This window comes from Clostridium sp. FP1, from assembly GCF_011065975.2.
GTDB lineage: Bacteria > Bacillota > Clostridia > Clostridiales > Clostridiaceae > Clostridium_AD > Clostridium_AD tagluense.
In genome coordinates this window covers 3,721,404-3,733,875 of the sequence record NZ_JAAMNJ020000001.1, presented here as the reverse complement: position 1 = coordinate 3,733,875, position 12,472 = coordinate 3,721,404, and the positions used below count along the sequence as shown (strand labels likewise).

Below are 12,472 nucleotides of genomic sequence, written 5' to 3'. Positions count from 1 at the left end.
ATGAATCTACTAATTGAAAAATTCAACACAAAACTTGATGGATTTGAGATATATTCACTATTTAAAGAAGATTTAAATACAATGTTATTAGATAGTGCTAGAGATGCGGAAACTTTAGGAAGATACTCTTTTATAGGGGTTAACTGTTTTTTAACTTTTAAAAGTAAAGATGGTATATGCTACAAGGGAGAAGAAGTATATGCAGGGGATACCTTTGAAGAGTTAAATAAAATCATAAAAGAATATGCTATAGAAAACAATACTCATCTTCCTTTTGTAGCTGGCGGGATGGGGTATTTTTCCTACGACCTTGCTAGGGAAGTTGAAGAGCTACCTAATATAGCAAATCAAGATATAGATATACCACATTGCATTTATAATTTTTATGATAACGTTATTGTCTTAGATAATCTTGAAAGGAGTGTTTATATATCTGCACTAGGCATACTTAAATCACCAAAAGACAGCATTTTAGATATTGCAGAGCTGATACAAAAGGGACATAAAATTGTATATGAAAAAGTAGGAAGCATAGTGAATAAATTTACTTCGGGTTTTGAAAAGAAGGATTATATGAATACTGTATCAAAGGTAAGAGCTTATATAAAAAGTGGGGATATATATATTACCAATTTAACTCAAAGATTTAGTTGTAACACTCGTAAAAGTGCATATAAAATATATAAAGACTTAAGACATATAAATCCAGCTCCTTTTGCTGCCTTTATGAACTTTGAAGATTTTAATATAATATGCTCCTCCCCAGAAAGATTTCTGTCAATTAAAAATAGAATGGTAGAAACTAGGCCTATAAAGGGCACTATGCCAAGAGGAATAGATGAATCAGAAGATTTGAAAAATAAAAATATATTAATAAATAGCGAAAAAGATAAGGCTGAACTTTTGATGGTGGTGGATTTAGAGCGAAACGATTTAAGTAAAGTATGCAAACCCAGCTCTGTTAAAGTAACTGAACTTTTTAAATTAGAGGAGTATAGTACAGTATTTCATTTGGTATCTACAGTAGTAGGTGAACTAAAAGATGGGATAAGCCCTCTAGAATGCATTAAGGCTTGTTTTCCAGGAGGTTCTATAACAGGAACACCTAAAATACGTTCAATGGAAATTATTGAGGAATTAGAGCCAGTAGGTCGAAATGTGTATACAGGGGCACTTGGATACTTAGGCTTTGATGGAAACGTGGATTTAAATATAATTATTAGAACAATCTTAATAAAAGACAATAAGGCTTATTTTGGCGTAGGTGGCGGAATAACTTGGGATTCTAATGAAGAATGCGAATATGATGAAACCTTAGATAAAGCAAAGGCTTTGATGCGAGTATTATAGAGTAGTGCTACATAGGTGACACCTAAGGAGGTATTATGATACTTATAAATGGTAACTTAAGCGAAGACAAGATATCTCTTGATAGTGGCTTTTTCTTTGGAAGAGGAGTCTTTGAGACTATATTAGTTAAAGAAAAACCAATATTTCTTAGAGAGCATATAAAAAGGTTAAATAGTGGACTTAGCACACTAGGGGTAAATAAAGAAATTACAGAAGCTGAAATTTTTGCTGGCGTGGAAAAGCTTAGCCCTAAAAACTCTGTGCTTAAGATTATGGTATCTGAGAAAAATACTATAATTACTAAAAGAGAAATTCCATATATAGATAGTGACTACGCGCGAGGGTTTTCTTTAGGATTGAGTGAGACACGGCGAAATGCACATTCTAATTTAACTTATGTGAAATCCTTTAACTACGTAGAGAATATTATTGAAAGAGATAAGATTATAAAAAAAGGCTATAATGAAGCACTATTTTTAAATACAGAAGGATTTATAAGTGAGGGAACTGTAAGTAATATATTTTTTGTGAAAAATGGAATTATATTTACGCCAAAGATTAAATGTGGCTTACTACCGGGTATTATTCGAGATTTTATTATACAAAATTCATTGCCACTGGGATTTAAAATCCAAGAAGGTGAGTTTACATATGACGAATTAATAAAAGCAGAGGGCATTTTTATAACTAATAGTATTATGGGCATAATGAAGATAAATAAAATCGAAGATAAAATTTTTAATGAAAGTTTGGTTGTTTCCCAAATAAAAAAGTATTATGATAGATGTGTGGAAAATTATAAGGAATAAGGCATATGAAAATAGACTAGCAAATTGATTTGTTATTTGTTTTAACTAGCCTAAATACTACTCCAAAGGGGTGGAAACAATAGATAAAAATTTAATAAATGATAAAATCAATATTATTATAGAAAACCATAGTTTTCAGTATAATTTAAAAAAGATAGAAAATTTAGAAAAGCAAAGAGAATTTTGCAGACATGATATGCCGCACTTTTTAGATGTGGCAAGACTTATGTACATAATAAGTTTAGAAAATACCTTAAATATACCCAAATATATGATTTATGCAACTGCACTTTTGCATGATATAGGTCGTGGAGAAGAGTATGAGAATGGTACACCTCATGATACTGCTAGTGTGGAAATTGCGAGTGAAATATTGAAGCAGTGTAGTTATGATATTGAAGAAGTAGATGAGATTATAGAGGCTATAGGAAATCATAGAAATAATACTGAAAAATCAAATAGTTTAAGCTATATATTATACAAGTGTGACAAGCTTTCAAGAAATTGTGCTAACTGTAGGGCTAGTTATGATTGCAAATGGCCTGTGGAGAAGAAAAACTTGAAGATAACATACTAAAAATTATTTTTTAGGAGGAAGTTTATGAAAATAGGAAACAAAGATTTTGAAATTGGTAAAAGGACGTACATAATGGGAATTTTAAATGTTACCCCTGATTCTTTTTCTGATGGGGGAAGATTTAATAATATTGAGGCAGCCATAAAGCATGCCAAAAAGATGGTCTCTGAGGGAGTAGATATTATCGATATTGGTGGTGAATCTACAAGACCAGGGCATAATTCTGTAAGTGAAGAAGAAGAGATTAAAAGAGTAGTGCCTATTATAGAGGCTTTAAAGAGGGAGATAGAGGTTCCTATTTCTGTGGATACATATAAAGGTAAGGTTGCAGAACTTGCCATAAAAGCAGGGGCAGCTATGATTAATGATGTATGGGGCTTTAAGAAGGACGATTACATTGCAAAAGTTGCAGCTAAGTATAATGTGCCTTGTTGTTTAATGCACAATAGAGATAATAGAGAATATAACAATTTAATGGTGGATATATTAAAAGATTTAGAACAGAGCATAGCAATAGCAATAAAGGCAGGAGTTAAAAGTGAAAATATAATACTAGATCCAGGTATTGGGTTCGCAAAAAGTTATGAGGAAAATTTAAAAACTATGAATAACCTAGAAAAGCTAAATAGCTTAGGATATCCAGTACTGCTTGGAACTTCAAGAAAATCCATGATAGGATTTGCACTGGATTTACCTGCAAGCGAAAGGCTTTGCGGGACCCTTGCAACTACTGCTATAGGAATAATGAAGGGTTGTGAATTTATAAGAGTGCATGATATACTCGAGAATAAGAGGGTTTGCGTTATGACGGATGCTATATGCAGAAGTTGAAAGATGACAATTTGCAAGCTTAAGAAATACTCTTAGTTACAAAGGAATATAGGGGGTTACAGTACTATGGATAAAATCTATATAAAAGACTTAGAAGTATACGCCCATCATGGTGTATTTAAAGAGGAAAAAAACTTAGGACAAAGATTTTTAATTTCACTAGAGCTTTTCCTTAGTTTAAGGGAAGCAGGCACTACTGATGACTTAACTAAAACAGTTCATTATGGTGAGCTTTGCCAATTTGTGGAGGAAGAGTTTAAGAAGGAAAGCTATGATTTAATAGAAAAAGCTACAGAGAAATTAGCGGAATTTATACTTTTAAAATATGATTTAGTCCAAAGAGTAGTGGTTAAAATTAAAAAACCTTGGGCACCTATTGGAAAGCCACTTAAGTATGTATCAGTAGAGGTGGATAGAAAATGGCATATTTCTTATATTGGTATAGGTGGAAATATGGGAGACAAAGAAAAAAATGTTAAGGGCGCACTAGAGCGTATAAACAATTCACCGCATACTAAAATAACAAAAACATCAAAATTTTATGAAACAAGTCCTGTAGGATATCTAGAACAAGAGGATTTCTTAAATTGTGCTATTGAGGTAAAAACACTTTTAAATCCACTCGCGCTTGTACGATTCCTATTATCTATAGAAAAGGAGTTTAAAAGGGAAAGAGTTATAAGATGGGGTCCTAGAACTTTAGACTTGGATGTATTGCTTTATGATAATATTATTAGTCCTTTAGAAGAAATAATATTGCCACACCCAAGAATGCAGGAAAGAATGTTTGTTTTAGAGCCATTATGTGATATAGCACCTTATGTTATTCATCCAATTTTGAATAAACCTATAATCCAAATCAAGGAATCTTTAAAAAATAACTAATAAGTAGAATAAGGTTTATTTTTAAAAGATACCTAAAAAGGAAATAAAAGCACATTAGGCTTTTATTTCCTTTTTAATATTCTCAGCAAAATCTTTAGCTGATTCATGAATTTGCGGAACTTTAAAAATTTCACCAGGGTCATTAGCAATAGCCATTATAGAAAAATATGGTGGCAATCTAAAGCCCTTATTTATATTTAAAGCTCCAATTAATTGTTTACTAATAGAATCACTTCCAGAACTACCGGATACCACCACTGCAAAGATATTCTTATCATAAAAGGATATTTTTCTATACAGCACTGTGAGCCGATTTATTACAGCTGTTAAATTTGAAGCTATTGCATCATTATAGTTAGGACATAGCCATATTATTGCATCAGATTTTTCAATGGAGGGAAGAACATCATCTACCATTACTCCGCCATAAAAGCATTTATTTTGAGTGCCGTAATGAGTACATAATTTATAAGAGCAACCTTTACAGTCTAAAACCTCTCCATTTTCTATTTGTAGTTCTTTAATATCGTAAAGCGAGAGATAATTCGATGTCATATGCCATAAATCCAAAGTGTTAGAAGTTTTATGTGGACTTGAGTATAGCACTAATATTTTAGGATTATTTATGGTAATTGGGTCATATTCTAATAATCGATTTCGAAGCCTAGAGCACAGGTTCAAACAAATTTCTTCTAATGGTAAATTTAAAATCTTTTGCCAAGTGAGAAAATTTCGAAGGGTTGAAGTAGCTTCTACTACGCTGTGCCCTATGAAGGAGCAACCTAAGTTGTTTGCAAGATATATAATATCTTGACTTGTACGTTTGGTACCATGTTCCGTACTACTATGAACAAGGACAGCAGCATAAGAACCCAAAAGGCATTTATTGCCTTTTTCATATAATTTCGAAAAGAATTGTAGCATTGCAATATCACAATTAATATCTGTACTTTCAGAAGCAAAGAATATTTTCTTGTTTTGAAGGTCAGGAATATTGTTAGAATCCTCCACTAAAGTATAATTGGTGTAACGAGTAACCTCGCTTATCATTTCTGAAAGCATGGGAGATACATTTTTGCTTGGTACAATTACAAATAGATCCTTCATAAAAACCCCCTTTTTACAAACTTCTTAAATAAGTTATATAAAGTCACGAAGAAGTTTATAGGTTGAATTTAACTTACATAAGAGTGCTTCATTTAGGTTCAAGGTTTCAAGCTCGGTTCCAGAAGGTAGAAGTCTATTTCTAGAGCCCATAAAAGTACCCCCAATAAATGTTGCACTATAATGCCACTGTGAATTAATAGTGGCGAGTATTGACAAAGTTCCAGAAGAAAGAGCTGGAGCAATATAGGGTTTAAATCCTGTAGATCTAACTTCTAAATTTGCAGTCTTAGTGCTGAGAGTTAAAGAATCTGAAAGTGATTCATTATAATTTTCAATACTATCTGCTATGAGGAGACCTTCACCATGTGGTCCAAAAGCTCTACCTTCATGTATATAATGTTTTGTAGCATCTTGCTGCATGGCATAATAACAAGCTCTAGCATTCATAACTCCCAGGCCATACCCTCTAATTTGTTCTGGAGCAAGGCCCTTAAAGTCCATATGCCCAGAACTATCTTTATTACTTTCAACAAATGCTACTTTGCAAAGCAAATCCACTGGATCCGATACTACCGCAAATACGCCAATAAATCCTTTTTCACGTGCAAGGGTAGCATAGTGGGAAATTACTTTAGAATTACCTTTAAACTGTGCGAGTCTAACATCTGTAGACTCTTTTCCAACCTCAGGTACTCCAACAGATACACAAAATACAAACATATCACAGTCAAAGACATCCTCCTCTTTTAAGGACACTATATTTATAGAATTTTCATTCATGTCTGGTGAAAGGATTTGACTAAGTTCATATTTGTAGCGTTCATTGCGATTTGTATCTCTATCGTAAAGTCCGAGACTTTGAATTTTTTGAGCGCCTAAGAGTTTTAAACCTGTAAGTAAAGTGCCACCAACATCCCCAAGTCCTACTACATTTATTCTCCATTTATTAGGCGACCTGTATGTTAATACCTGCTGCCAGTTAGGATACATGGTATTTAAAGAGGTAACGCGATTATTAACAATAGCTTCTTTTACCCACTGTGGCACTTTCACAGTGGATGCTACAGGCCTTACAAGTAAATTTAAGTTTTCCTCTTTTAAAAAGAGAAAGTTCTCATGGGAAACAGAGAAACTCCTCCGCCCATGTCCTGGGCTAATCTTACTAAGGGCAAAAACCATACCCTTATATTTTTTTGCTTCACTTTCAGACATAATCTCAAGACTTGGATATTCTTCATTAGATATTAATAATTTTTCGTGGCAAATATAGTAAAACATTTTAAGCACCTCTTTTTATTTATAATAAATTATCTAACCTACGTAATTGCTGTAAATCATTTTCTAGGTAGTGGGAGGGTGAAATATTTAAATCATAATGCATATCACGTCCAATATCAGGACAGCGTGGAACCGTAAATACTTCACCGAGTGAAGCTAAAGTTAAATTACGAGTATATAAGATATGGTATTCATTTTCCAGAACTTTTAAAAGCTCTATAGAATTTTCAATACTCACTCTTGATAATTCATAAAGATTTTTGGGTAGTACATTTTTTATGAAAACTGGGTAAGTATAGGGAAGTATTAAATTAATGGAGGGAAGTAAGTTTCTTTTTGGGTAAGTGCCTCTCCATAGCGCATCTCCACCAATAAATGGGTATAGTGTATTCTCATTAAACCAGATTTTAAGCTTTGGTATAAAGTAAACACTATCAACATCGCGACTTTGCATATCCATTAGATCCTTTCCTCGTCCAGATAGAATACCAGCAATAATTTTTTTTACATTTACGGACTCCTTTTTTAAGAGAGGGTCTAAAGCTTTCATCCTATAACCTTTATGAAGTATATTATCTACTAGTATCACAGGTCTATTAAAAGACTTTATCATTTTAATTTGATGCTCAAGATTTAAATAATAAGGGAATTCTCCAATATGAAATTTCTTAAGCTCAGGATTAAAAAACTTTTCTGTATGTAGTGATTTTGTAACAGTATTTGGAACTATATATCTGTCAAGAATATCTCCATAAGGTACACACATAGCTTCCCCATTTTGCTTTGTATGGCTTATTTTAATTGGGACATCATTTTCACTACAAACCTTTTTTATCATTTGCTGGTGAAGTACATCACTATCAAAGGATAATACGAGTTCTCCAGGATACAAATTAGATATAACCTGTTGCAAACGCTTTCTTGTACTGCAAATAACTTGCTTTACCCGTGCACTGCTCCTAAAGGGTTCTTTAAGAATATTTTCTAAATCTAAGTTTAATACACAAGGACTATTCATATCCACCACAAGAGCAGTTAAACTAGGATCAGTGGTATCAACTTTTTTAAAACCATGTAAATATAGAAGTTCTATTAATGAAGGAGCATATAATTCTTGTAAAATTGGTTTGAAAATTGCATATTCATAGTCTTTAGATAAGGCATAAGCTAAAGACTCTGTAATAAGTATTTGCTCCAAGATTTTGTTCTTTTCTTTACTTTTTTCCTTATTGTTTATATACATTAGATCAATAAGGATAATTCTACCAGAGGCATTTTCACGAACATATCTTGATAATTTATCATCATATAATTCACTGTATAAAATATTGGAACGAATCCAATGCATTGATGCAAAACCTAGAATCTCATGACTTTGGATATTTTTAATTATGACAAGTTTTGGCGCTATTTTTTTTGATAGCTGGGTTAAAATTTGGAAAACAAGTTCTTTGTCACTACAGGAATTAGAGAGCTTTTTTATAAAGCTTTCAGTAAACTCTTCAGCAAACTCAATATCTATATGAGGATATGCCAGTGAAAGCTTATCCTGTGGTTCTCTTTGATAAAAACCATTTTCATAAATATACTGTTGAACTAACGGATCAATTAAGCTTGAAATATCACGGTTGTCATCAATATAATTTCTTATTTGACTAGAGCTAATACTAGCATAATTAGAAGGAAGATTTATCAATTTAATTTCTCCAAGGATTCTTTTCTTAGCCTCATCTAATTGTTTGTTTTTTCCACGTTCAAAAATTATATGTGGAAAATTGTGTATAGAGAATTCTGTTATAGGCTTTTTGTAGCAACTAGCATTTAATATAACATCACTGCCAGAGGCAAAATAAACCTGAGATCCACTAAAGTTTTCCGTTAATTTTTTCAAATCCTCTGGATTAGAAATATTTGTTGGAAAGCTTTCTGGATAAATAAAAATATCTAATTCATCTGCAATGGACATACTTAGTAAATTTTTACGAAGTAAATTTGGTAAGGTTTTCTTTGACCAAGAAAACTCATCTACAGATAAATAAACTTCAAAACCCATATTTCTTATAGATTTTGCAATGTTTTTATGACTAAGGGAGAAGGGGTCAAAGGTGCCCGGGAAAAAAGCTGTTTTTGAAGGAATAGGTATATTAATTTCACCTATAAAGAAACTGAAATCTGATATAAATCTATATATGTGATTTAGTGCTGCAGAATTTGTAAGGAAAAGTAACTGTTCTTCGCTATCCTCCGTAATTAGTGTAAGAATTTTTTTTGCAGTTAATTTAAATATAACAATTTTCTCCTCTAAAGACAGCAGTTTAGAACCAAAAACATCTTTGCCCAGGGTACTTATGGCGGACTGTTTAACTTTTGTTTTGTAATCAGCCAGGCCATTTAAAAGTATACCAAGTATATTTAATAGGCGATTATCATAATCCTCTGATTTTTCAATAAATCTACTTTTGTACTTAGGATAATTAGCTAGGCACACACCTAGGGTCTTAAGAATAAGAGGCTTTACATTTTCATTGGCTATTTTTATTTTAATTTTTAAATCATCAATAATTTCATTTAACTCTACAGGTTGTAACCAAAGAAGGATTTCACCGAAATATGGTGGAATATACTCAGTAAATCTATGGCCTTCTATCTCGAGTGCCCGAAGAAGTTCTACTGAAATTTCGTTTCGTTCAGGTAATGTAAGTGTTGGCATAATTTTAAGTATGGCAATGCCTGCCCTACTGCGGACACTCTCAATAGCACTTACTTTAAGCAAATTACAAAAATGAATAGCTGTATGTAGTCCTGTGGCAGGGGCTTTATTTAAAGTATAATTTAATAATAAATCGATTTGGTTTTTCTTTTTTATCCAATCAGTTGCTGTTTTTAAATTGCTTAAAAATATATCGGGTATTTTTGCATAATCCTGCACGCAAAATTTTTGAAAAATAGGAATAGAAGTTTTAAGATTAAGCAGTGTGAAAATTCTAAGTTTAAGTAAATTTTCCGCAGGGAGTTTACTTTTAGTATAGTAACTGGAAAACTGTCCTATTAAATTGTCCTTTAAATAATTAGATTTTGGAAGCTTTATTATTAAGTCGTTTATAATTTCTAAGGCAGAAAGCCTTAAAATACTGCTTCTTTTGTTTGTCATTGAAATCACATATTTAAACAATACGGACAATTTCTCTTCATAAGGTTCCATGGGAATATATTTTGCAGTTACGAGTAAAAACAATTGAGTTTCCGTATTGCCAAAGTGTGCAGAATCATAATACTTAAGAATAATATTTCTGTAGGGGATGAGCATACTTTTTCTGCAATTTTCAAATAAGCTATTAACCATAATTCTAGTGCTATAGCCCATCCAAGTTCTATGACTTGAAATCATTTTGTGGCTTGGATAAAGTAATAAATTCAAATATTCCACAAATAAATCTGAGCTTGGTATATTAGGGTTTTCTATATTAACATTTTTGGGAATTTCCTTGCTATAGTCTTCGTCAAAGATAGCTATAAGCACTCCAATAAGCTGAGCACAAACACGCCTAATATCGTCTTCAGAATGAGTCAGATTATCATAGAGAAACTTAATAGTCTGTAGCTTTTGTTTTTGAGTTAAATATGTAGAATATTCTTCAAACACCATTATATATTGTCTTAAATTTTTCCAGTCTTTTTCACTTCTAGCTTGTTCTAATACCTCATCTAAAGAAAATTCGTCACGCAAGGTATGCATTAAGTTAATATTATGATTTATAGAAAGATATTTAAGGTTTTGAACTATATCATTTCCTTGCATTAGTGAATAAATTGGAGATTTTGGAATCTCATGATTTTCATTTTTATCTAGAGACGTATTAATGCCAATACTAATTAAATAATCTTCAAAATCTTTTAGTTTAGCATATACCCTTCTATATCTTTTTTCTTTTTTTTCATCAACATTTTCTAATTTATCGAGTATAACCTTAAAGGATTTATCTAAGGAGAAGATGTTCATAGTGGGGCCAAAACTTGTTTCAAGATTTTTAACTCTAAAGTCAGAATATATTAATATTAGTGATTCTAGTGATAGGTTTTCAAGCTCTAAATCCCAGGTAGAATGATTTATTGCAATATTTCTAATGTAGTTTATGTTATGTTTTTTAAACCATTGATCGGTGTAATAGTAATGTAAATGAGGAACTCTTTTAAGATCATCACCAAAGCAACCATATTTTCCAACATCATGCCCAGCCGCAGCTCCTGAAACTCTACCTAAATCTATTTTAACATTCTTGCGCTTAAGTTGCCTTGCAAGATGTAGCGCCAGATAATGCACTCCACAAATATGGTCAAGGGTATTATATTTAAAAACCTCACCATTAAGTTTCATCATCTCATATATATAATCTTTTTTAAAAGCTTTAGTGAATTTTATATATTCATCGTCATTTTCTAAACTTTCTATTTCTTCCTGTAGTAAAAAATTCATGGCGTATTCACTTTGCCAAGTGTTATCACTATAACTTTTTTGAACATTGCATACAATTCTAAGAACCGCTAGATACAGTTTACAAGCAGTTTCTAAATTACTATGAAGTGTCATAGTTACAGCCTCTGGAAAGGATTTATTTAATGCGAAATTATATAAGTATTTAAGCATGTCTTTGGGTAAATTATCTTTGCACAGCTGAGTCATCACAGGTTCACAAATTAAAAGAGTGCGCGTGCATGTAAAATCCATGCATTCTATCATAATTCTTAAGTTTTCTAAATAGCATGAGCTTGATAAAAAATCTTCTATAAGAGCTTTTGGAATATCATGTCTTTTCAAATATTTTGGACTTAATAATTTTTTGGATATTTTTTGATTAATCCCTTTAAAATCTATAGCTTGCATGCATACCTCCTCATAGTTATCTTGGACACATAACAATTATGGATTGCTATGTGCCTTATCTATATTAGAAATTATATACTTATAATGTGATTAATTATAGAGGAGAATGCAATTATCCTAGAAAAAAAACAAATACCTTATTTAGGTATAAGGTATTTGCATAGTCCATAAAGATTATAAGCTTTGTACATTTTACTTGTGTCAATATAATCCATGCTGTATTCACCATCCCAGGGATATATGGAAATAGAATTCTGGCTATAGACATTTATAATATATTTATTTTTACTAAAGGTTAAAAATATTTTATATAAAGGTTTATTTGGTAAGTTAGCTGGCTTTTCTATGAAATTATCCTTATTTAATGAATTGAAAAATCCAGTGAATGCAGATAAATCCTCCGCAGAAAAGTCCTTCTTCTTATAAAAATTCATATATAGAGCATAAAGCTCTGTTGGCTTTTCTAGAGATAAATCTTTCATTAATAAATTTGTGTAATAATAATTGTTTGGTTTATTTTTTGTAAAAACAGTTTTATTAAATTTATAATTACATCCAGAGAGATTTAAAGAGAAAAAAATACATACTACTATTAAAATAGATTTCTTTATATTAACTTTCAAATAACCACATCCTTATACTGCCTTGTAAATAAAATATGTTGCAAAACTATCTTTTATTACACAATATATGGATATTAGCATATTTTAATTGTGAGATAGAAAATTAACTTGGAATTAAAGTTTAAAGGGG

The 12,472-nt window shown here is 31.4% G+C and carries 9 protein-coding genes; 5 read left to right on the top strand and 4 right to left on the bottom strand.

The features are described from left to right. The 5 genes from pabB (at nt 1) to folK (ending at nt 4,452) form a co-directional block, all read left to right on the top strand. Nucleotides 1-1,350 (top strand): aminodeoxychorismate synthase component I, encoded by a 1,350-nt coding sequence (gene pabB, locus G9F70_RS18225; RefSeq protein ID WP_187352970.1) that lies wholly within the window; start codon nt 1-3, stop codon nt 1,348-1,350. Between the two features lie 35 nt (nt 1,351-1,385). After that, entirely contained in the window at nt 1,386-2,159 is a 774-nt protein-coding gene (locus tag G9F70_RS18220; RefSeq protein WP_164944532.1) for an aminotransferase class IV, read from the top strand. Nucleotides 2,160-2,229: 70 nt separating this feature from the next. Next, nucleotides 2,230-2,736, top strand: coding sequence for an HD domain-containing protein (locus G9F70_RS18215; RefSeq protein ID WP_224617664.1), 507 nt, complete (start codon nt 2,230-2,232; stop codon nt 2,734-2,736). A 24-nt stretch (nt 2,737-2,760) separates the two neighbouring features. Next, the gene (gene folP / locus G9F70_RS18210; RefSeq protein ID WP_164944531.1) at nt 2,761-3,567 is read left to right on the top strand and encodes a dihydropteroate synthase; all 807 of its coding nucleotides are present in this window, start codon (nt 2,761-2,763) and stop codon (nt 3,565-3,567) included. 66 nt (nt 3,568-3,633) lie between these two features. Next, nucleotides 3,634-4,452 carry a 2-amino-4-hydroxy-6-hydroxymethyldihydropteridine diphosphokinase gene (folK, locus tag G9F70_RS18205; RefSeq protein WP_164944530.1) on the top strand — a complete coding sequence of 273 codons (819 nt, stop codon included), beginning with the start codon at nt 3,634-3,636 and terminating at the stop codon, nt 4,450-4,452. Nucleotides 4,453-4,506: 54 nt separating this feature from the next. Here folK and G9F70_RS18200 read toward each other — a convergent pair whose 3' ends face one another. From G9F70_RS18200 to G9F70_RS18185, 4 genes are all read right to left on the bottom strand, one after another. Continuing rightward, a complete protein-coding gene (locus G9F70_RS18200) occupies nt 4,507-5,559 on the bottom strand; it encodes a flavodoxin family protein (RefSeq protein WP_164944529.1) in 1,053 nt (350 codons plus the stop codon). A 33-nt stretch (nt 5,560-5,592) separates the two neighbouring features. Further along, complete coding sequence (locus G9F70_RS18195) at nt 5,593-6,837, bottom strand: lactate/malate family dehydrogenase (protein ID WP_164944528.1); 1,245 nt, start codon at nt 6,835-6,837, stop codon at nt 5,593-5,595. A gap of 19 nt (nt 6,838-6,856) precedes the next feature. Next, entirely contained in the window at nt 6,857-11,719 is a 4,863-nt protein-coding gene (locus tag G9F70_RS18190; RefSeq protein WP_164944527.1) for a cytidyltransferase, read from the bottom strand. A gap of 137 nt (nt 11,720-11,856) precedes the next feature. After that, complete coding sequence (locus tag G9F70_RS18185; RefSeq protein WP_224617662.1) at nt 11,857-12,342, bottom strand: DUF4883 family protein; 486 nt, start codon at nt 12,340-12,342, stop codon at nt 11,857-11,859. Nucleotides 12,343-12,472: the final 130 nt, after the last annotated feature.